This window comes from Moraxella sp. CTOTU47618 (assembly GCF_032017425.1).
In the GTDB taxonomy this organism is placed as follows: domain Bacteria; phylum Pseudomonadota; class Gammaproteobacteria; order Pseudomonadales; family Moraxellaceae; genus Faucicola; species Faucicola tetraodonis.
On the sequence record NZ_DALZPW010000002.1, the window covers coordinates 144,025 to 164,370 of the forward strand.

The 20,346-nt window shown below is 45.4% G+C and carries 21 protein-coding genes; 7 read left to right on the forward strand and 14 right to left on the reverse strand.

Annotated features, from left to right (window positions below; translation table 11 throughout):
* Positions 1-70 precede the first annotated feature (70 nt).
* Entirely contained in the window at positions 71-1,357 is a 1,287-nt protein-coding gene (mutY, locus tag RTS09_RS02865; RefSeq protein ID WP_312534162.1) for an A/G-specific adenine glycosylase, read from the forward strand.
* Here the strand turns inward: mutY and RTS09_RS02870 are convergent.
* The 4 genes from RTS09_RS02870 to RTS09_RS02885 form a co-directional block, all read right to left on the reverse strand.
* Positions 1,340-2,134, reverse strand: coding sequence for a uroporphyrinogen-III synthase (locus RTS09_RS02870; protein WP_312534165.1), 795 nt, complete (start codon positions 2,132-2,134; stop codon positions 1,340-1,342). The genes mutY and RTS09_RS02870 overlap by 18 nt on opposite strands.
* A 15-nt stretch (positions 2,135-2,149) precedes the next feature.
* Positions 2,150-3,109 (reverse strand): hydroxymethylbilane synthase, encoded by a 960-nt coding sequence (gene hemC, locus RTS09_RS02875; RefSeq protein ID WP_312534167.1) that lies wholly within the window; start codon positions 3,107-3,109, stop codon positions 2,150-2,152.
* Positions 3,110-3,277: 168 nt separating this feature from the next.
* Positions 3,278-4,015 (reverse strand): LytR/AlgR family response regulator transcription factor, encoded by a 738-nt coding sequence (locus RTS09_RS02880; RefSeq protein ID WP_312534168.1) that lies wholly within the window; start codon positions 4,013-4,015, stop codon positions 3,278-3,280.
* Positions 4,016-4,285: 270 nt separating this feature from the next.
* Positions 4,286-5,464, reverse strand: coding sequence for a histidine kinase (locus RTS09_RS02885; RefSeq protein WP_312534171.1), 1,179 nt, complete (start codon positions 5,462-5,464; stop codon positions 4,286-4,288).
* Between the two features lie 81 nt (positions 5,465-5,545).
* Here RTS09_RS02885 and argH point away from each other — a divergent pair, with 81 nt between their 5' ends.
* Genes argH through RTS09_RS02905 form a run of 4 tightly spaced genes read left to right on the forward strand, consistent with a single transcriptional unit; the run spans position 5,546 to position 8,917 of the window.
* Positions 5,546-6,922, forward strand: coding sequence for an argininosuccinate lyase (gene argH, locus RTS09_RS02890; protein ID WP_312534381.1), 1,377 nt, complete (start codon positions 5,546-5,548; stop codon positions 6,920-6,922).
* Between the two features lies 1 nt (position 6,923).
* A complete protein-coding gene (locus RTS09_RS02895; RefSeq protein ID WP_312534173.1) occupies positions 6,924-7,268 on the forward strand; it encodes a gamma-glutamylcyclotransferase family protein in 345 nt (114 codons plus the stop codon).
* A gap of 21 nt (positions 7,269-7,289) precedes the next feature.
* Positions 7,290-7,577, forward strand: coding sequence for an oxidative damage protection protein (locus tag RTS09_RS02900; protein WP_007115982.1), 288 nt, complete (start codon positions 7,290-7,292; stop codon positions 7,575-7,577).
* 41 nt (positions 7,578-7,618) lie between these two features.
* Complete coding sequence (locus tag RTS09_RS02905; protein WP_312534176.1) at positions 7,619-8,917, forward strand: MFS transporter; 1,299 nt, start codon at positions 7,619-7,621, stop codon at positions 8,915-8,917.
* Positions 8,918-9,058: 141 nt separating this feature from the next.
* On the opposite strand, the gene rplS is transcribed toward RTS09_RS02905, so the two are convergent.
* The 5 genes from rplS to nhaD all read right to left on the reverse strand — a co-directional run bounded on the left by rplS (position 9,059) and on the right by nhaD (position 13,076).
* Positions 9,059-9,439, reverse strand: a complete 381-nt coding sequence (rplS, locus tag RTS09_RS02910; protein ID WP_007115984.1) for a 50S ribosomal protein L19 — start codon at positions 9,437-9,439, stop codon at positions 9,059-9,061.
* A gap of 124 nt (positions 9,440-9,563) precedes the next feature.
* Complete coding sequence (gene trmD / locus RTS09_RS02915; protein ID WP_312534179.1) at positions 9,564-10,334, reverse strand: tRNA (guanosine(37)-N1)-methyltransferase TrmD; 771 nt, start codon at positions 10,332-10,334, stop codon at positions 9,564-9,566.
* A gap of 127 nt (positions 10,335-10,461) precedes the next feature.
* Complete coding sequence (gene rimM, locus RTS09_RS02920; RefSeq protein WP_312534181.1) at positions 10,462-11,019, reverse strand: ribosome maturation factor RimM; 558 nt, start codon at positions 11,017-11,019, stop codon at positions 10,462-10,464.
* Between the two features lie 34 nt (positions 11,020-11,053).
* Positions 11,054-11,311, reverse strand: coding sequence for a 30S ribosomal protein S16 (rpsP, locus tag RTS09_RS02925; RefSeq protein WP_007115987.1), 258 nt, complete (start codon positions 11,309-11,311; stop codon positions 11,054-11,056).
* 301 nt (positions 11,312-11,612) lie between these two features.
* Positions 11,613-13,076, reverse strand: coding sequence for a sodium:proton antiporter NhaD (gene nhaD, locus RTS09_RS02930; RefSeq protein WP_312534184.1), 1,464 nt, complete (start codon positions 13,074-13,076; stop codon positions 11,613-11,615).
* A 146-nt stretch (positions 13,077-13,222) separates the two neighbouring features.
* On the opposite strand from nhaD, the gene hisA reads away from it, so the two are divergent.
* Positions 13,223-13,972 (forward strand): 1-(5-phosphoribosyl)-5-[(5-phosphoribosylamino)methylideneamino]imidazole-4-carboxamide isomerase, encoded by a 750-nt coding sequence (hisA, locus tag RTS09_RS02935; RefSeq protein ID WP_050325620.1) that lies wholly within the window; start codon positions 13,223-13,225, stop codon positions 13,970-13,972.
* A 28-nt stretch (positions 13,973-14,000) separates the two neighbouring features.
* Here the strand turns inward: hisA and RTS09_RS02940 are convergent, their stop codons facing one another.
* The 5 genes from RTS09_RS02940 to RTS09_RS02960 all read right to left on the reverse strand — a co-directional run bounded on the left by RTS09_RS02940 (position 14,001) and on the right by RTS09_RS02960 (position 19,139).
* Entirely contained in the window at positions 14,001-14,618 is a 618-nt protein-coding gene (locus RTS09_RS02940; RefSeq protein WP_203172476.1) for an alpha-ketoglutarate-dependent dioxygenase AlkB family protein, read from the reverse strand.
* A 1-nt stretch (position 14,619) separates the two neighbouring features.
* A complete protein-coding gene (locus RTS09_RS02945) occupies positions 14,620-15,504 on the reverse strand; it encodes an alpha/beta fold hydrolase (protein WP_007115991.1) in 885 nt (294 codons plus the stop codon).
* Positions 15,505-15,657: 153 nt separating this feature from the next.
* Positions 15,658-17,523 carry an ABC transporter ATP-binding protein gene (locus tag RTS09_RS02950; RefSeq protein WP_312534190.1) on the reverse strand — a complete coding sequence of 622 codons (1,866 nt, stop codon included), beginning with the start codon at positions 17,521-17,523 and terminating at the stop codon, positions 15,658-15,660.
* A 350-nt stretch (positions 17,524-17,873) separates the two neighbouring features.
* Positions 17,874-18,680, reverse strand: coding sequence for a DODA-type extradiol aromatic ring-opening family dioxygenase (locus RTS09_RS02955; RefSeq protein WP_312534193.1), 807 nt, complete (start codon positions 18,678-18,680; stop codon positions 17,874-17,876).
* Positions 18,681-18,734: 54 nt separating this feature from the next.
* On the reverse strand, positions 18,735-19,139 hold the full coding sequence (locus RTS09_RS02960; protein WP_312523164.1) for a DoxX family protein: 405 nt from the start codon (positions 19,137-19,139) through the stop codon (positions 18,735-18,737).
* A 180-nt stretch (positions 19,140-19,319) separates the two neighbouring features.
* Here RTS09_RS02960 and RTS09_RS02965 point away from each other — a divergent pair, with 180 nt between their 5' ends.
* Positions 19,320-20,168 carry a LysR family transcriptional regulator gene (locus RTS09_RS02965; RefSeq protein WP_312534196.1) on the forward strand — a complete coding sequence of 283 codons (849 nt, stop codon included), beginning with the start codon at positions 19,320-19,322 and terminating at the stop codon, positions 20,166-20,168.
* Positions 20,169-20,346 lie beyond the last annotated feature (178 nt).

Below are 20,346 nucleotides of genomic sequence, written 5' to 3' on the forward strand. Positions count from 1 at the left end.
TATCAGTCAGTATTGAATCCCAAATAGAAAGTCTTATATAGCTATCACGATAGTAACCCGATGGTGAATCTTGAACGCACATCCGAATACAAACCCCTCAACGATGCAAAGTCCCAATCAGCACTTAAGCCACAACCATACCCAAGCGCATACCGAAACACATACCGAAATAGAGCTTGATAGTTTTGCACCGCGTATTTTGACCTGGTTTGACCATAACGGGCGTCATGATTTGCCGTGGCAGCAGCATCAGCTTGACACGCCAGACCCCTATCCTGTGTGGTTATCTGAAATCATGCTACAGCAGACCCAAGTGGCGACGGTGATTCCTTATTTTGAGCGCTTTATGGCAAGTTTTCCCACGGTGCAGGATTTGGCAAACGCATCTTGGGAGCAAGTCGCTGAGCACTGGGCAGGACTGGGTTACTATGCACGTGCGCGCAATCTGCATAAAGGTGCCAAGCAGCTGGTGGATATCATCGAGCAAACTGGCAAATTTCCGCAAACGGTTGCCCACTGGGAGCAGATTTCAGGGGTAGGTAAATCTACGGCAGGTGCGATTGTGGCGATGGGTGTCAGAGCTGACCAATATGGCGGTGACAGAGGAGTGATTTGCGATGGTAATGTCAAACGTGTGCTGACCCGTTGGGCTGGTATTGACGGTGATATCACCAAAACTGCCACAACCAAAGCGCTCTGGCAACTCGCCGAGCGCCTAACACCGAACCGTGACAGCGGACACTACGCCCAAGCGATGATGGATATGGGGGCGACGCTATGCACCAAAGCCAAACCTGCCTGCCTACTGTGTCCCGTGCAAGCCGACTGCGTGGCAAATGCTCAAGGTAAGCAAAGTTTTTATCCGGTAAAAAGTAAAAAATCGCCTAATCCGTCTAAGTTTTCGCTAGCGTTAAAGCTAGTTTGCGATGACAAAACCTTGTGGCTACAACGCCCTGATAATGGGATTTGGGGTGGACTGTGGTGTTTACCATTGGCATTTATCAAAAAACAATCGGGCGAAAAAAAACCAAGCGCGCCACCACTGGCAATCTGGCAGCAAGAGTCAACATTTGAAGCAGAATACAACACCGCTGAGCAGATTATTTTTGCGTTCTTACAAGCCGAGCAGCTGCTAAATATCGAGCAGGTTAATTTAGATAGCACTGATACTGTCAAACATAGCCTTACCCATTTTCATTGGTTGTTAACCCCCTTAACGATTTCGTTGAACGCCGAGCAACATGAAAAATTGACTAAAAAATTGCAACAAGCGATGCAGTCGTTGTCTTGGGTGAAAAATACGCAGATAAATAGTTTGGCAAAACCGAAAGCCATGCAGCTATTGGTGAGTGGTTAATGCGTGTAAAATCGTCGCAGGCATTAAATCAGGGATGATGGTTATGTTAAGATTGGCCTGCTGTAATAACATTTGCTCTGCAATACGCGACTGCAATACCAAATAATAACAGCTGGCAGCCATTTCAGTGTTTGCTGTTAGTTGTTGCCAATTTTGCCAGGCGGTCAAACTTGAGATGAGTACAACGATGGGTTGTTTGTGGCTCTGCGTTTGCTGCCAAACCGCAAATGCTTGGGTAGTTGCGCTTGGTAAAACCCGTTGGTACAAGTTTAGCAAATGCACTTGCACACCTTTTGCCGCCAATGTATCTGCCAATAATTCTCGCCCGCCGATACCGCGCCATACCTGCAAATAATCGCCTTTACCAAGCGCTTGTATTATAGGCAAATTCAATAGCCCTTCATTGTTTTGCGCGTGTTTTTCATGGGGAAAGATAACGGTAGGCGCTGGCAACTCTGTGAGCTGCTGCCAAGTCTGTTTAAAGTGATTCGCGGTTTTGTCACCCACAGCAACCCATGTAATCTTTTTGGACAATTCCGTTAGCTTGACCAAGGTGGCAAGCCTCGCTAAGCCATACGTTACTGCCGCTTCGCTGACTAGCACCACCACTTGATAACGGTCAATCGATTGTAAAACTGCCCGCTCTGCCACTGTCAAGGGCTTTTCTACCAACGTCAACAGCGGCAGCTCAATCACTTTAACGCCATGCTGGTGCAAAAATAGACTTAGCGTCTTGGCTCGCTGATCAGGTCTGGTATTGATAAATTGCATGGCCATGCGTATCGTTCAATATCAGTGGTCTTGATAAATCTGCGCCAAGATTTTGTCCGCACCTTGTGCAATGAGTGCTTCAGCCACCACCACGCCCATGGCTTCAGCAATTTGCTCAGACTCCCGTGCGTCATCAACTAACGCGTTATGATGCTCGGCTTTTAACAAGATTTTGCCATCTACACTGCCGACCCGACCCTGTAAATAAATTTGTCCATCTTGAATGGTAGCAAAGCCTGCAATCGGCACTTGGCAACCACCCTGCAAATGACGATTCATGGCGCGTTCTGCCATCACGCATAGACGGCTTGGCTCGTCATTGAGCGGTTTTAGTAATGCAAGCACATCGGTATCATCACTTCGGCATTCAATGGCAAGCGCACCTTGTCCGACCGCTGGCAGACTGATATGCGTATCAAGTTCATGGCGAATACGATCGGTAAGCCCCAAACGGGTTAAGCCACTGGTTGCCAAAATAATGGCATCATACTCACCTGCATCTAGCTTGGATAAGCGCGTGCCTACATTGCCGCGTAAGCTGATAATCTCTAAGTCAGGACGATATTGCTGGATTTGGCATTGACGGCGTAAACTTGATGTACCAAGTTTAGCGCCTTGTGGCAACGCATCTATACTCTCATAGTGATTTGATATAAAGGCATCGGTTGGCTGCTCACGCTCACAATATGCGCCAAGCGTCAGACCTTCAGGGAGCACCATGGGTACGTCTTTGAGCGAATGTACGGCGATATCGGCACGTTTTTCATACAAAGCTTGCTCAAGCTCTTTGACAAATAAGCCTTTGCCGCCGATTTTGGCTAGCGGGGTGTCCAGGATTTTGTCGCCCTGGGTGACCATTGGTATTAGATTGACGGTCAGGCTTGGGTACAGCGCTTGCAAACGTGCTTGGATGTGTTCGGCTTGCCATAAGGCAAGCGGGCTTTGGCGAGTGGCGATATTTAAAGTCGTTAACGTAGTCATAGCAGTATCTTTTTTAGCATTCGATAAAAATGCCTAACTCTCTAAGCTAGGCATTTGTCAGATGGTTATCTGTCAGTGATTCAGCGAGTTAGGCAACAGTATAGCAAAATGTCAGGCTAATTACTCTTACGGCTCATTGAAGTAGACGCAAACATACGAAAACCTACGCTACATTGATTGGATTTTATCCCGTAGTAATGGCAAATGACGGCGGCTAATGGCAAGTTTGTCGGACAAGCCTTTGAAACACACTTGGTACTGACCTTGGTCAATCGCTTCAAGCATTTCTAGATAGTTAACATTGATTAACGCATTGCGATGGATACGAAAGAACGCATCACCAAATTCTTGCTCAAGCTCTTTGAGCGTTTCATCAATTAAAACCGTGCCGCCTTTATGACGGATTTGCACGTATTTTTGGTCGGCTGTAAAGTAATAGATATCTTGCAGCGCAATCAGCTCCACCCCACGATGGGTACGTGCTGCAATATGCTGACGATTGGACTGTGCTAACGGGTCTTCTAATCGACTGATTTCATTGAGCTGTGCATTACTAAGCAATGACGCTCTCGATAGTACCTGTAACAATTCTTCTTTGTTGGCAGGCTTTAGCAAATAGCCAATCGCGTGTGCTTTGAATGCAGCAATCGCATAATGGTCGTACGCGGTCACAAAAATAATGGCGGGCGCATTATTAAGCTCATTGAGCTCTTGGGCGCAGCGGATACCATCCATTCCTGGCATCCGAATGTCTAACAAAATTACATCGGGTGCGAGTTCTTTGACTTTTGCAATGGCCTCCATACAGGTGGCTGCCAGGGCAATTACCTCATGTCCCTCTTCTCTTACGATACGCGCCAACCTCTCTCGGGCTAGTGGCTCATCGTCACAGATCACAATTCTCACTGTTTACTCCTTTGCTCCTTTGAGGTCAAAAACACATGCCTTTAACCCTACAAATCTTACGTACTTCAAAATCTTATGCCAAATCCAACACAACCTCTTTGTGAGCAATCAAACCCTTATAAAATAGCGCTTAACTGATTAGATAAACTAATAAACGCATTGTTTTAAGTAGACGCAAATTAATATACCATAATTTGTTAGATAAAATGTGAAATGCCGCGTCAGATTGGTGACTTTTTTATGCCCATTCCGACTAACAAAATGACTGGGCTAAAAAGCCGCGACATCTTTGAGGGGATAGCGAATTTGAGTAACTAACAAATATCCAGATAATTCAAAGTGAATGCTGGCTTCATGACCAAAATACTGACGTAAAATTGCCAGTTGACTGTTAAACTGCAGTTTTTGGTGAATATCTTGACAAATCAGCTGATACGTCGTGGCTGGCAGCTCAATTTCGATATCAATTTTGGCAACGTCGTTTTGCCAATCGATACTAATAGTAATGTGAATGGGGTCGGTGCTGTTTTCAACAATCAGTACAATCAGTTTTTCAATCACCATTTGCAGCGATAATGAGGTAATTACCATGTCATAGAGCAAATCTTCATCGGGCAAATGCCAAGTTACCTTCAGCTTTTTATCAAAACGGTATTTTTCGATGCTCAAATAGCTTTCGCATAGCGCCATCTCATCAAGTAGCGCAATCTCACGCGTTTCATCAAAGCTCACCCGATACAGATTTGAGATATGACAAATCATTCTCTCGGCTTCATACGCATCGGTTTCTATCAGATATTGCATAGTATTGAGTAGATTAAAGAAAAAATGCGGGGTGATACGCGCCTTTAACTGCTCGTTTTGCTCGATGAGTTTCTGTTGGTTACGCAGTTCAGCGCGGCGAATATTTTGGTACTGTATCTCAAAAAAAGTGAGCAGCACCGCTATCATCAAAAAGGCACATAAAGTATTCACCAGGGTTTCTAGTACCAGCGTATTTAAACTGACTTCATAGCCCAGCGTGAAAAATAAAATCAACCGACCTAGCAAACTCAGTACCGGCACGATAATAAATGAAGTCGATAGCAGATAGGCGGTGATTTGTTTTGAGCGCCAATTAAATTCTCTGAATTTTTTGGCAGAATTCGCCAAAAAAACCATTTCACCCGTCACAACTAAGCTAGTAATCACCACCGTTTCAATGCTATGACGGATAATCAAACTGATATCATGGGTAAAAGTTAACAGCGTTATAATCGAAACCAGTGAATAAAACGCGATATAGCTTGCCCACAGTTTGATGGTCTGTTTTTCGCTCATATTGGGCAGGAAAAAGGTGCTGGTGAGCGGCTCTTTAATCCGCTTGAGTGAAATTTGTGAGGCATCCTCAGTTTTTGCTATACTAGCCCTAGATTTTGCAGAGGGAATTAGCAGCTCTAGCAATCTCATTGTCTTTATTCCTTTCAAACTTATACAAAAAATGGACGTATTATGAGCAATCAAATTTCCGCTGATTCTAGCACATCTAGTATGTGGGGTGGACGTTTTAGCGAAGCCACTGACAGTTTTGTCGCTGAATTTACCGCGTCTGTCGGATTTGACCAACGTTTTGCCAATCAAGACATCGCAGGCTCGATTGCTCATGCCACCATGCTGGCCAAAGCAGGTATTATCACCGAGGCGGAAAAAGACCAAATCGTTGGCGGTTTGACCCAAATCAAACAAGAAATCGCCGATGGCAAGTTTGTGTGGTCGGTGGCGCTTGAAGACGTGCACATGAATGTGGAGTCTCGTCTGACCGCTATTATTGGCGATGTCGGCAAAAAACTGCATACAGGGCGTAGTCGTAATGACCAAGTCGCAACCGATATCCGTTTATATCTGCGTGACCAAACCGATATTATTTTAGGATTGTTAAAACGTCTACAAACGGGCTTATTGGATTTGGCAAGCCAGCATACCGACACTATCATGCCAGGCTTTACTCATTTGCAGACTGCGCAGCCTGTCAGTTTTGGTCATCATGTGATGGCATGGTTTGAGATGTTAATGCGTGATAGCGAGCGCTTGATTGATGGTCGAAAACGTATCAACCAAATGCCCCTAGGCGCCGCAGCGCTGGCAGGTACGACTTATCCGATTGAGCGGGAATTTACCGCCGAGCTATTAGGCTTTGAAGGGATTTGTCAAAATTCGCTGGATGCCGTATCCGACCGTGATTTTGCCATTGAATTTGCCAGTAGCGCAAGCCTGTTAATGATGCACTTGTCGCGTATGAGTGAAGAAATCATCTTGTGGATGTCAGCGCAATTTGGGTTTGTGGTCGTCCCGGATCGTTTTTGCACGGGCTCATCGATTATGCCACAAAAGAAAAATCCCGATGTGCCAGAGCTGGTACGGGGTAAAGCTGCCCGCGTGTTTGGCGATATGATTACCCTATTGACCTTGATGAAAAACCAACCGCTGGCTTACAACAAAGATAACCAAGAAGATAAAGAGCCGCTATTTGACGTGGTAGATACTGTAACCGGCTCACTACTTGCCTTTGCTGATATGCTGCCTAATTTAATTCCAAACAAAGAAAATATGCGTGCTGCGACCATGAAAGGTTATGCGACCGCCACCGATTTGGCGGATTATCTAGTGCGTAAAGGCTTAGCCTTCCGCGACGCGCATGAAGTAGTGGGTAAAGCAGTAGCGTTAGGTGTGCAAAAAGGCGTAGATTTGAGTGAATTATCGCTCGACGAGCTTAAAGGCTTTAGCGACTTGATTGGTGAGGACGTATTTGAATATCTGACCCTTGAAGGCTCGCTCAATGCTCGTAACCACATTGGCGGTACAGCGCCTAATCAAGTCAAAATGGCGATTGAACGTGGTCGTCAGCGTATCGAACAATTAGGTCATTAATATGCCAAAACTGTTCTCGTATGGCACATTACAACAAGAAAATGTACAGCTTGCTACCTTTGGGCGTACACTGGTGGGTAGTAAAGACCAACTCATTGGCTACCAGTTAGGTGAAATTGAAATCACCGATGACGATGTGATCGCCAAAAGTGGCAAACGTTTTCATCCGATACTACTTAAAACCAATAACCCAACCGACAAAGTGGCAGGTGTGATTTTTGACATTACCGATGATGAGCTTGCCCAAGCCGACCGCTACGAAGTCGATGACTACGCACGAGTAGAAGGTCACTTTGACAGTGGCGCTACCGCGTGGATTTATGCCGATGCAAGAGACTTAGACTAGCAACTATTAAAAGGATAACAAATGGAAACTTATAACCCCGCTGACCACATGGTCATGTGCCGTAAATACAAACAAAAGCTACCCAAAATGCCAAAACCGCCGTTTCCTAACAAGCTGGGTGAAGAATTGCAAAACACCGTGTCTGCCAAAGCGTGGAACGAATGGTTAGAGCACCAAACCATGCTCATCAATGAAAATCACTTAAGCATGATTGACCCAGAAGCCAAAAAATTTATTACCGAGCAGCGCAATAAATTTTTGGATAATGAAGACTATGAACGCCCAAAAGGCTGGACAGCGCAAAAATAACCTTTAGCATGTATTCAACAAGTCTTTGACAAGGATTTTCAATGTCTCAATCGATTGAAACTATTGACCAAAAAACACGCTTAAAATCTATTTTAGGCGGGTCAGCGGGTAACATGGTCGAATGGTACGACTGGTATGCGTATGCAGCTTTTACCTTATATTTTGCGCCTGTATTTTTTCCAAAAGGCAATCAAACCGCTCAATTATTAAGTGCCGCAGCGATTTTTGCGGTGGGTTTTGTCATGCGACCGATCGGTGCATGGATAATGGGCGTTTATGCGGACAAGAAAGGTCGTAAAGCAGGTCTTACGCTATCGGTAACATTAATGTGCTTAGGCTCACTGATGATTGCGGTTACCCCAAGTTATGACAGTATTGGGATTTTCGCCCCAATACTGTTGGTGACTGCTCGTCTAATTCAAGGTATCAGTGTTGGTGGCGAATATGGGGCTAGCGCCACTTACCTTAGCGAGATGGCGGGTAAAGATAGACGCGGATTTTTCTCTAGTTTTCAATATGTTACGCTGATTTCTGGGCAGTTAACAGCGCTGGTACTTCTGATTATTCTACAGCAAGTTTTAACCCCTGCTGAACTCAAAGCTTGGGGTTGGCGGATTCCGTTTGTCATTGGGGCTTTGTTGGCGTTTTTTGTATTTTATATTCGCCGTGGTTTGCTTGAGACCGAATCCTTTAATAAAGTTGATACCAGTAGTTCGCAAAAAAAATCCGGCGCATTGGCTTTATTTAAAGAACACCCGAAAGCGGCATTTACGGTCATTGGATTGACGGCAGGCGGTACGTTGGCATTTTATGCTTACACCACTTACTTGCAAAAATTCTTGGTCAACACGTCAGGGTTTAGTAAAGAGTCAGCCACGCAAATCACCGCTATTGCGTTATTTATTTTTATGCTCTTGCAACCTGTCGCTGGGGCATTATCCGATAGAATCGGGCGTAAACCGCTGATGATAGGATTTGGTGTGATGGGGGTGTTATTTACTTACTTTATTTTTAACACCTTGGCAGGCACGACAGACCCGTGGATGGCGTTTGCGTTATGTTTGTTTGGTCTGATAATCGTCACAGGCTATACGTCAATTAATGCCGTAGTCAAAGCTGAAATGTTCCCTGCGCATATTCGTGCGTTGGGCGTGGCGTTACCCTATGCCATTGCCAATACTTTGTTTGGCGGTACAGCGGAGTATGTGGCACTATCCTTCAAGCAAGCAGGTCATGAAGAATGGTTTTTCTTGTATGTGACGATTATGATTGGGATTTCATTGATTGTTTATGCACGTATGAAAGATACCAAAGAGCATAGCTTAATTAATCATGACTAGCCCACCCATAAAAGGCTAAAGTTAGCCAACAAAAAACCCCAAATAGATTTATTTGGGGTTTTTGCTTTTTTGGTGTTGATTAAACCATGACAATCAAAGTTTAACCCATTTAGGCAGATAATAAATAACGCAGTTAAAGCCTTAAGCTTGCGCTTCTTCTTTACGCACTGACAGTTTTTCACGGATACGTGCTGATTTACCAGAACGGTCACGTAGGTAGTAAAGTTTGGCACGGCGTACATCACCACGACGTTTTACTTCAATTTTTGCAATTTGTGGTGAATGGGTTTGGAACGCACGTTCAACACCTACACCACTAGAGATTTTACGTACGGTAAACGCAGAGTTTAAGCCGCGGTTACGTTTAGCGATAACAACACCTTCAAATGCTTGTAGACGCTCACGGTCGCCTTCACGCACTTTTACTTGTACGACAACAGTGTCACCAGGACCAAAACTTGGTACGTCTTGCTTAAGCTGGCTGTTTTCGATTTGTTGAACCAAAGGATGTTTGTTACTCATGAGATTTTCTCCTCTCACTGGGGACAGAGGCTAAGCTGACTAAGGTTGGTTGATGTCAGCAAATGCGCATACTCCCCGCTAATTTTATGTGCCTTGATAGCAATCGACACGATTAGGGCATCCGTCAAGTGGATGAATCTGGGTTGCTGTCTTTAGCAGATTGCGCTGCTTCTGTCAGCCATTTTTGTTGCTGTTTGGTTGGAACAAAGGCTTGCCACAAATCAGGACGTCTTAACTGGGTACGTGTTGCCTGCTGAATAAATCGCCACTTGGCGATGTTGGCATGATGCCCTGACAACAGCACGTCAGGCACTTTCATCCCTTGATATTCAGTCGGTTTGGTATATTGTGGACAATCGAGCAAGCCATCCACGAAGGAGTCTTGCTGCGCCGATAAATCATCGCCCATCACATTGGGCAATCGGCGTATCACACTATCCATCAATACCATCGCAGGCAATTCACCGCCTGTCAGCACATAATCACCAATTGAGCACTCGATATCGACATACTGACTCAGTAGTCTTTCATCGATGCCTTCATAACGACCGCATAACAAAATCAAGCCGTCATATTGGCAAAAATCAAGCACCCTGCTTTCGCTCAGTGTCTTGCCTTGTGGCGATAAATATACCACAGGACAGGTTTTACCGCGCGCATTGGCTTGCGTTTTGGCGTAGTCGATGGCTTTTTGTAACGGTTCTGCCATCATCACCATGCCAGGACCCCCACCAAACGGACGCTCATCGATACGCCGATAATTGTCTGTGGTAAAGTCTCTTGGGTTAATCAGCAAGATTTCCGCTTGCTTGCGAGCCATCGCCCGCCCAGTGATGCCAAAATCAGTAATACTAGCAAACATTTCGGGCAAAATGGTTATTACCGCAAAAAACATACGCTACACTCACTTTAGCTTGGCATTAACAACGCCTTGTTGATTGAAAAACTCGCATCGAATAAACGCTAGGCACCCATCAAGGATGAATCCGCAAATGTTATTCATCAATGCTAGTTATCAACGTTTAATAATCACTGCCCCAATCAACCATCAGGGTTTGCTCGATCAAGTTTACCTCGCCAATGGTCTGTTTGTGCCAAGGAATCAGTCGTTCTTCCCCATCCACACTATCAGTAGTCGGCTCGACTACCATAATGGCATGTGCCCCTGTTTCAAACAGCTCTTTTACACGTCCTAAAATGACATTTTCTGACTGGCTAATCACCGTCAAACCAATCAAATCTGACCAATAATATTCGTCTTCTGCAAGCTCAGACAGATTGTTTTTTTCTGCCCAAAGGCTCACGCCAAACATAGTTTCTGCGATATTGCGGTCGGGTACTTCGTTAAGTTGTACCACGTAGCCTTTACCTTGTTGTCGCCAGTTTTTTACCGTTAAGGTCTTTTGACCCATGGCAGTATTGATGACCCAAGGCTGCATATGAAATATCGCTTCACGGTCTTCAGTAAAGCTAAATACCCATAGCCAGCCATGAATGCCATAAGGCTTTTTTAGCTCGCCGATTTTAAACAGCGATGTGTTAGCCTCATTGGTATGCAAGTCTGTCGGTTGTTTTGCCATATTAAAGTCCGCTGTACTTAATTTTTATAAAAAATTAAGCAGTTGCTTGTGCTTTGCTAGCTGCTTTAAATAAAGCGGCAACACGGTCAGAAGGTTGTGCGCCTTTGTTGATCCATGCTTGGTAAGCGTCAGCGTTGATGCGTAGTGGCACTTCTTGACCTTGCGCTAGTGGGTTAAAGAACCCGATGTTTTCGATGTAACGACCGTCACGGGCATTGCGTGAGTCGGTTACCACGATTTGATAAAATGGGCGTTTTTTCGCACCACCGCGTTGTAAACGGATAACTACCATAATGTTCTCTCTGTGAATGCAATCAATTGAATCTAGTTCAGTGGTTAGAGCCTAAAAGACCCAAACAATTGAAAAAACGGCATAAATACAGTTTTAGCAAAGTTTAGGTACACCAAAAAGGGCAATAGTTTAGCATATTTTTATCAAAATCAATAGCTTTTTGGAGTAAATTTTGACTTTTTATATTTAGCGCAAGTTTAATCAAATTTAAGCGATAGCATCACTCACCAGTCCATAAAACCAGTGCATAAAAAAGGCGCTTATTTGCGCCTTTTTTACAATTTAATAGCCGATTATCGTATTATCTTATCATCGTTTCAATCAGCACATACACCCCTGCCCCGACCAGATAGCCAATCAGTGCAAGCCAAGTGATTTTTTTCATGTACCACATAAACGGGATTTTCTCCATACCCATCGCTGCCACGCCCGCGGCTGAGCCGATAATCAAACAGCTGCCGCCTGTCCCCGCACAATAAGCTAAAAACTCCCAAAACATGCCATCTTGACGAAACAGCTCAAGGCGCGCGGCTTCAGCTGCCGCCGCTTGCGCGATACTGGCATCGGTGGTCAGCGGATACATATTCATTGCCCCTGCTACCAGAGGCACGTTGTCCACGATTGAGGATAACAAGCCAATCATGACATTGATGACATACACATTGCCAAAAGTGGCATCCAGCCATTTTGCTACGTCACCGAGTATGCCCGCAGTGGCAAGCGCTGCCACCGCCAATAAAATACCGAGGAAAAATAAAATACTGGGAATATCAATACGGCTTAATACGCCTTCAACCCCGATACGCTCACGAATATAATGATCTTGGTGACGGTGCATGATTTCAGTGACCATCCACAGTACTGCCAAGCCAAACAACACGCCCACATAAGGGGGCAAATGGGTAAGGGTTTTAAAAATTGGCACAAATGCCAATGCACCCAAACCTAGCAGTAACACTGTCATGCGCGTTTTTTGACTGATGCTGTCTTGGGCGTTGGATTTGATGGTAGCACGTAAGCTTTCAATACGCTGCTCTATAGGCATGCTAGCCAATTCACTGTCAGATTCTTGTCCGCTTGGCAGTACAGGCGCGGTCACGGTTTGACCTTTTAGCTGCATCATCACCAAACCCATTGGGATTAATGTACATACGATACTTGGGATAAACACATTTGCCATAATACCCGTTGCGGTAATCTGCCCGCCAATCCATAGCATGGTGGTGGTGACATCACCCACAGGTGACCAAGCACCGCCCGCATTGGCCGCAATCACAATAAGACCGGCAAAATACCATCGCATTTTTTGGTCATCGATGATTTTTGACACCAGTGATACCATCACAATGGTGGTGGTTAAGTTGTCGAGTAACGATGAGAGAAAAAAGGTGATAATGGTAATAATGGCGAGTAGTTTACTGGCATTTTTGGTATGAATTTTATCGGTAATCACTCGAAAGCCATCATGCGCATCAATCAGCTCAACAATCGCCATCGCCCCCATCAAGAAGAACAAAATCTCGGCGATTTCTGCCAAATGCTCACGTAACTGCTCGCCGACAAAATGCAAAGAATCTTGATGATTGGCAAGGCTGGCGGTCACCGAATGGTTGGCAACAAGCGTATCGATACCAAAGGTCAGCAGTACCCATAACGCAATCGCAGTCAGTAGCGCGCTGGCAGCTTTGTTGACATGGATGTTGTGCTCAAAGGCAATCGCCATATACCCTAATATAAAAATCCCTGCTATCACCACGTATAACATTGTCCTTCCCCCTGTTATGCTAATACCCACATGCAAAATATCTTAACCTTAGTTGGCATTATACGGTAAAATTATCGCCAAATTCTAGCGACACGCATTTTGACTAGCCTAGCTCAATTTGCGCCAACCGACAACAGGACAACCCCATGACGACGTTATCAACTACGCCAACTTTAATTATCCCTGCCATTGACCTCAAAGACGGCAAATGTGTCCGCCTCAAACAAGGGCGTATGGAAGACGATACCGTATTTAGTGATGACCCTGTCGCAATGGCAAGCCGCTGGGTAAAAGAAGGCGCTCGACGCCTGCATTTGGTGGATTTAAACGGTGCTTTCGATGGCGTGCCGGTGCATAAAGACGTCGTCACCGCGATTGCCAAAGCCTATCCAAATTTACCCATTCAACTCGGTGGCGGTATTCGTAGCCTTGATACCATCCGTCATTATCTAGAAGCGGGTTTGACCTATATTATTATCGGTACCAAAGCAGTCGAACAGCCTGAATTTGTTGAACAAGCGTGTCAAGAATTTGCCGGTCATATCATTGTGGGTATTGATGCCAAAGATGGCATGGTAGCGACACATGGCTGGGCAAATGTCACCGATGTCAAAGCGGTGGATTTGGCAAAACGCTTTGCCGATGCAGGCGTATCTTCTATCGTCTATACCGATATTGCGCGTGATGGCATGATGCAAGGCGTCAATGTCGAGCAAACAGTCAACTTGGCAAAAGAAGGCGGTATTCCGGTGATTGCCTCAGGTGGGGTGACGGACTTACAAGACATTGAAAATCTAAAACCCTACAGTGATTATCTTGAAGGTATCATTACAGGCCGTGCCATTTATGAAGGTACTCTCGATATTGCTGCGGCGCAGGCGCTACTCGATAGCTAGCAGGCGCTACTCGACAACTAAATGATATTTAATTCGCTATATGACGGAAGGTCAGATTAATTCTACCTTCCGTTACTTTTTTGGTTTTAGGCAGGCTGTGCAGCCAATGGCGCTGGGTCTGTCCGCGCATGACAATTAGCTGTCCATTTTGCAAGGGAATCTCGACTTTTTCCTTGGTGATACGGTGCTTGAATACAAATTTACGGGTTGCCCCTAATGAGACAGACGCGATAATGGGTTCATTACCCAGTTCGCTTTCATTATCGGCATGGTAGCCCATACCATCATCGCCTGTGGGGTAATAATTAAACAAACAGGCGTTAAAATTTGCGCTCATCTGTTGCTCAGCCAGTAGCAATTCTATGTGCTGTTTTAATGCCAAAACATCCGCGGTCCAAGGCGTTGCCGTCTTGCGTTGTCCAGAATAGTGATAATCGTTTTCACTCATCCACACGATTTGGCGATGGGTGACATGGGTTTTGCCAAAAATTGTGACAACGTCATGCTGCCAAGGTAACTGCGTTAAAAAATGCCGATAAAGCGCATTGGGCTCATAAGCGGGGCTGTCAAAAACCTGCCCAAAATCATTGACAATGCCATCGTAGGGCAACAAATTCTCGTTGGGATTGGCGGCAAATAAACTCATGTTAGCTTGTCAACTTCAGCTTTTGAAAAATGAGCTTGGCGCATAATTCTGGTGCTTCAAGTGGCAGTAAATGTCCATAGTCATTGAGCACCGTCATTTGCTCCTTGGGCACGAATGTATCCCACATTTGACGTACTTGTTGACTGATAAACATCGACGGCTTACCGATAATTAACTGCACAGGCACTTTGTTGTCGGCAAGAAGCTGTTGTAACGGTTTCATAATCAGCGGTGTACCAAAATAATTGGCGAGTTCTTGCTTGGGTGAAAAACGTAGCGTGAGTTCAGCTGATTGGCCTGCCTCTAGACTATTTTTGGCATAGATTAAAAGGTGTTCATCGGTGATACGTTTGTACGCTTTATGACGACGAAGAAACTGATAATACGCATCCACACTGTGCCAGTCGGCTTGTTTGACCTGGGTGCTTTTAAAGGGTTCTCGGGTCATTTTCACCATGCGTGGCACCAGGCTGTAAAGCTTGCCTTGCTGGTTGGTAAAGGTGACAGGCTCAAGCAAATAAAGCGCGCTAAACAAATCTGGGCGTTTGGCAGCTGCCATGGTGGTGGCCGTTGCGCCTTGTGAGTGCCCGATACCGATGACGGGCTTGCCGTCTCGCTCTGCTAGGGTGGCTTGCAAGAACTCAATCAGGACATCGGCGTCTTGTTCCCGCGTCAGCGTGGTTTCGGTCGGTTTATCGTACCATTCCCCCCGCATGGTTAGCGCGGTGATGTTAAGATGTTGCGCTAAGTCGCTCAAGAGTGGCTCATAGACGCCTAAGGCAAAGCCGTTACCGCCGTAAAAATGGGCAGTCTGGCTGGCGGTGGGGTTTTTAATGTTATAATATTTGGCGTTTTTGCCATTTAGATTGATGCGTTGTTCTTCCATGCCAATTGTCCTAATTAATCACTTAGTCACTTAATCACTTAGTCACTTGATTATAAGACCCAGTGAAAAATTATGGCTACCCCTTTTGTGACTTGGCATTCACCCTTGCCGTTGGGCGGTATCAAATCTAGCGTAAGTTGGCATTTCTTTTATTTAATCATCTTCGCCAAGAAAACCGCCACTTTGTCTTGCCCATAATTTGGCATACACGCCATTTTGAGCTAAAAGCTGGGCATGGCTACCTTGCTCGACGATTTGCCCTCTATCCATCACCACCAATCTATCCATCGACGCAATTGTCGATAATCGGTGGGCAATCGCAATCACGGTCTTGCCTGCCATCATATCGTTAAGGCTGTCAGTGATGGCGTATTCCACTTCGCTATCGAGTGCTGAGGTCGCTTCATCCAGCAGCAAAATCGGGGCATTTTTGAGCATCACACGGGCGATGGCAATGCGCTGGCGTTGTCCGCCCGAGAGTTTGACCCCTCGTTCACCGACTTGGGTATCCAAGCCGACATTGCCTTTGGCGTCGCTTAGATGTTGGATAAACTCCCACGCATGCGCTTGTTTGGCGGCGCTGATGATTTGCTCATCGGTGGCATCTGGGCGACCATAGGCAATATTTTCTCGCACGGTGCGGTGTAGTAGTGAGGTATCTTGGGTGACCATGCCGATTTGTTGGCGTAAGCTCTCTTGGGTGACATCGCTGATGTTTTGATTATCAATTAAAATCGCACCACCATCGACATCATAGAAACGCAGTAGCAAATTCACCAAGGTTGATTTACCTGCGCCAGAGCGTCCCACTAGACCGATTTTTTCACCTGCTTTAATCTCAAGGTTAAAATCATCGAGTAGTTTTTGCTTGGCATCGGCGTCATTGGTTTTATTGCCACTTCGACCATAATTAAAATCGACATGGCTAAAGTTGATTTCGCCTTGCGTGATGATTAAATCCCTAGCATTCGGCTTATCTACCACGGTATGCGGTTTTGACAAGGTTTTCATGCCGTCCTGCACGGTACCGATATTCTCAAACAATGCCGCCGTTTGCCACATTATCCAGTGGGTCAACCCGTTAAGACGCATCGCCATTGCAGTCGCTGCCGCAATCGCCCCTACGCTTAAGCCGTTGTAATACCACAGGTACAAACCGAGCGCCACCGTAGTACCGACCAATACCACATTAATCAAATGATTGACCAGCTCAAGGCGGGACACCCAGCGCATTTGCTCATGCACCGTACCCAAAAACTGGCTCATCGCATCTTTGGCATAGGTCAACTCACGGCGAGAGTGGCTAAATAATTTTACTGTCGTGATATTGGCATACGCATCCGTAATCCGCCCTGTCATCAAGGCACGGGCATCGGCTTGGCGACTGGCAGAGTTTTTAAGCTTGGGGATAAAATACGCCACAGTGGCAAAGAACATCACCATCCATAACAGAAATGGGATAAGTAACCAACTGTCCAGGTGAAATAAAATAATGCCACTACTGACAAAATACACCAATACATACACCAGCATATCGGCAATGGTCATAATGGTATCGCGCACTGCAAGCGCGGTTTGCATCACCTTGGCAGACACCCGCCCGGAAAACTCGTCTTGATAAAACTGCATGGATTGACCGAGCATTTGACGGTGAAAACGCCAGCGCATCTGCATCGGGAACACGCCTTGCAGGGTCTGAAAATGAATTAGAGAACTTAAGCCCACCAAAATCGGGCTGACCACCAACACGGCCGCCATCATTAGCAAACTATCGCCTTTTTCTGCCCATAGACTAGCGGGCGTATAGGCACCCAGCCAATTGACGATATCACCAATCCACTTGTACAGTAGCGACTCATACACGCCTATCAAGCCTGTCAAGAACATGAAGGCAAAAATCCAACCGCGCAGACCCTTGGTACACGCCCACAGAAACTTCAAAAAATTATCCGTTGGTAGGTTGTAATTGTCTTCTGGATAGACTTCCAGACGATTTTCAAAAAAACGAAATAAACCCATAATTGATTATCAGTAGTTTAAAATTATCTGTGTTATTTTAGCAGATATTGAGGATTGATAGCAGGATCGCTGACGGCTAGCTACAATCCTTTACACACAAGTAAACAATTTTCAACTTAATCCTTGAGCGGTAGTTATCAAAGCTTTTCTATCGCCATAAAAAAGCCATTATCCTAGAATAATGGCTTTTTTTGCGGCTTTTTTTGAGGTCGGTTCAGCCGCTACAATATTGGGTAAAAGTGCAAAAATAAAGCCATACAAATGACATTCTTATCAAGCCTTATAAAGCTTTTGCGATAAATTGATGGTAAGGCAAATTTACTGCGGTTAATTCGCCTTTTTTATAACCACTAATCAAACCGATAGATATCCATACCCAGATTGTAGTGAGCAAAGCTTTCATGCACCACCGACATCACATCCCCTGCGCCCCGCGCAAAAAATACAGGCAATAAATGCTCGGGCGTTGGGTGATTGTGGCGCGCCAAGCTATGCGTCTGCCAGTCAAACATGGTTTTGTCATTGGCTTTTAACTGATCTATTATCCAGTATTTAAAGGTTTTGGCTTGCGGCTCAATCTGTTGGCTGTTAAAACGCACATTGTATAAGTTGTGGGTAATACTGCCCGATGCCATAATCAACACGCCTTGTTGCCGTAGCGGCGCAAACAACTGCCCAAGCTGATACAACTGACTGGGGCTAAACCCGTGTGGCAACGACACCTGCACGATTGGCACATCGGCATTGGGGTACATGTGTAGCAGCGGTGTCCAGACACCATGATCAAATGGTTGATGGTCGACCACTTTAACCGCCACTTGCATTTGCGCTAGCTGCTTGGCGATACTTTGCGCAGCCGCGGTATGACCGGCTGCGGGGTACTGGATTTCAAATAGCGCTTTAGGAAAGCCCCCAAAATCATGCAAAGTGCTGGGGGCTGGATTGGCGTTGATCAGCCACTCGCCACTTTCCCAGTGCGCCGACATGATGAGGATAAGCTTCGGCTTGGGTAAATCTGCACCGAGCTGATGCAGCGCCTGAGTAAATGGCGTATCTTCGATCGCAATCGTCGGTGCGCCATGCGAGATAAATAAACTCGGCAGCGTTGGCTCGTCAATGCTTGCGCCGAATACATCAGTTAATGTTAAACCCTTCATGGCGACCTCCTATTGTTATCAACTAAAATTTTTATTAGCTAAGATTTTGATTAACTAGGCACTGACAGCTTGTCCACGATTATCAATGGAGAAAGCACCCGCGCCTGCAACAGATAAGTATAAGAAAGCAAAGCTATACAGTACAGCGGCTTCCCCTTGATTCAGCAGTGGCAACCAAAAATTATCAATGCCTGCGTGCATCATAAAGTATGCCACCGCCATTTGACCTGACAGAATAAAAGCGACAGGACGCGTGAACCAGCCCAAAATCAGCAAAACGCCACCGACCAATTCTAACACGCCTGCTAAGCCCATCAGCGAAAACAATTGCAAACCATCAAACATCGCCACATGCGGCACTCCAAATAATTTTGCCATGCCATGTAGCATAAAGGTGTAGCCCAGTACGATGCGAAACAAGCCAAGTACATAAGGTTGATATCGAGAAACATTGTTCATTGTTGTATCCTATTAGTCTAAAGTTAAAGTCATGAATATATGTGATGACGCCATTATAGTGATATCTTATTAAGAGAAAAACACATAAAATATTGATATATTATTTCTTATTAGTTGATAATTAACATGACGCATTCAAGCGTTAATTCACTGGAAACATTAACTCACTGAAGGATACGCATGGATACGCTCAAAAGCTTGCAAGTGTTTCGCACCATCGTAGAAAAAGGCAGTTTTACCAAAGCCGCTGATGCACTCGATATGTCGCTTGCCATGACCAGCAAACACTTACAACACCTTGAAGCCTATGTGCAAGCCAAGCTGTTAAATCGCAACAACCGTAATTTAAGCCTCACTGAAGTCGGTCAACAATACTATGCAGAAGCGGTACACGCCCTAGATATTTTGCAGCAGGCAAAAACCAAGGCACACGATGGCAGTGTATTGCCGGAAGGAAAACTGCGAATCATTGCACCGGTATGGTTTGCCACGCCCTATTTTGTCAATCTGCTTGCCAAATTCCAGCAAGATTATCCCAAAATTGAGCTAACGGTTGATTTGGAAAATCGCTTCACCGATTTGATTGCTGCGGGCTATGATCTAGCGCTGCGGGTGGTCAACACGCCACAAGATAATTTGATTGTCAAACCGCTGGGTAAAATAGATTTTTATTATGTCGCAAGTCCGCGTTTTGTTGCGCAGCACGAGCCGCGTACGTCTGCAGACACGCTCAGTAACTTGCCAGGGATTTTACCCAACTATACGCACATGGCAACCCCACTCAAACCTTATAATAGTAGTAATAACACCGTGATGATGGCACAGATGGCGCTGACAGGCATGGGCGCTGCGATATTGCCCGAATGGCTGATTGAGGATGAGATTGCGCAAGGGCGACTGGTCAAATTGTTTGAGCAGCCATTTAGCAGCGTATCAATCTATGCGGTCTATATGAATCGGGCATTTTTAAATTTAAAAATACGCTTATTAATTGATTTTTTGGGGGATAACTTAATACAAAACGATTAGCGTAAAAAACGATTAGCCTGTTAACTGCTTTTACCCTTTAGCTCACGAGCCTTAGGGTCGATTGGGCAACGAAGCCGGCATCCGACTAGTTCAGGTTGTTTGCATTGTACAAGTTGGGTATTGACTATTGCTATTAGTATGCGCATTATTTGGTGATGTATTGCAATAATTTTTAATA

Bases quoted from the DNA above. Each gene is read 5' to 3' on its own strand.
- trmD (WP_312534179.1), bottom strand. From the start codon at position 10,334: ATGTTTTTTGCGGTAATAACCATTTTGCCCGAAATGTTTGCTAGTATT.
- RTS09_RS02885 (WP_312534171.1), bottom strand. From the start codon at position 5,464: ATGAGATTGCTAGAGCTGCTAATTCCCTCTGCAAAATCTAGGGCTAGT.
- rpsP (WP_007115987.1), bottom strand. From the start codon at position 11,311: ATGGTAGTTATCCGTTTACAACGCGGTGGTGCGAAAAAACGCCCATTT.
- RTS09_RS02965 (WP_312534196.1), top strand. From the start codon at position 19,320: ATGGATACGCTCAAAAGCTTGCAAGTGTTTCGCACCATCGTAGAAAAA.
- RTS09_RS02940 (WP_203172476.1), bottom strand. From the start codon at position 14,618: ATGAGTTTATTTGCCGCCAATCCCAACGAGAATTTGTTGCCCTACGAT.
- rimM (WP_312534181.1), bottom strand. From the start codon at position 11,019: ATGGCAAAACAACCGACAGACTTGCATACCAATGAGGCTAACACATCG.
- argH (WP_312534381.1), top strand. From the start codon at position 5,546: ATGTGGGGTGGACGTTTTAGCGAAGCCACTGACAGTTTTGTCGCTGAA.
- RTS09_RS02950 (WP_312534190.1), bottom strand. From the start codon at position 17,523: ATGGGTTTATTTCGTTTTTTTGAAAATCGTCTGGAAGTCTATCCAGAA.
- RTS09_RS02945 (WP_007115991.1), bottom strand. From the start codon at position 15,504: ATGGAAGAACAACGCATCAATCTAAATGGCAAAAACGCCAAATATTAT.
- RTS09_RS02900 (WP_007115982.1), top strand. From the start codon at position 7,290: ATGGAAACTTATAACCCCGCTGACCACATGGTCATGTGCCGTAAATAC.
- RTS09_RS02960 (WP_312523164.1), bottom strand. From the start codon at position 19,139: ATGAACAATGTTTCTCGATATCAACCTTATGTACTTGGCTTGTTTCGC.
- hisA (WP_050325620.1), top strand. From the start codon at position 13,223: ATGACGACGTTATCAACTACGCCAACTTTAATTATCCCTGCCATTGAC.
- RTS09_RS02955 (WP_312534193.1), bottom strand. From the start codon at position 18,680: ATGAAGGGTTTAACATTAACTGATGTATTCGGCGCAAGCATTGACGAG.
- nhaD (WP_312534184.1), bottom strand. From the start codon at position 13,076: ATGTTATACGTGGTGATAGCAGGGATTTTTATATTAGGGTATATGGCG.
- RTS09_RS02895 (WP_312534173.1), top strand. From the start codon at position 6,924: ATGCCAAAACTGTTCTCGTATGGCACATTACAACAAGAAAATGTACAG.
- RTS09_RS02870 (WP_312534165.1), bottom strand. From the start codon at position 2,134: ATGGCCATGCAATTTATCAATACCAGACCTGATCAGCGAGCCAAGACG.
- rplS (WP_007115984.1), bottom strand. From the start codon at position 9,439: ATGAGTAACAAACATCCTTTGGTTCAACAAATCGAAAACAGCCAGCTT.
- RTS09_RS02905 (WP_312534176.1), top strand. From the start codon at position 7,619: ATGTCTCAATCGATTGAAACTATTGACCAAAAAACACGCTTAAAATCT.
- hemC (WP_312534167.1), bottom strand. From the start codon at position 3,109: ATGACTACGTTAACGACTTTAAATATCGCCACTCGCCAAAGCCCGCTT.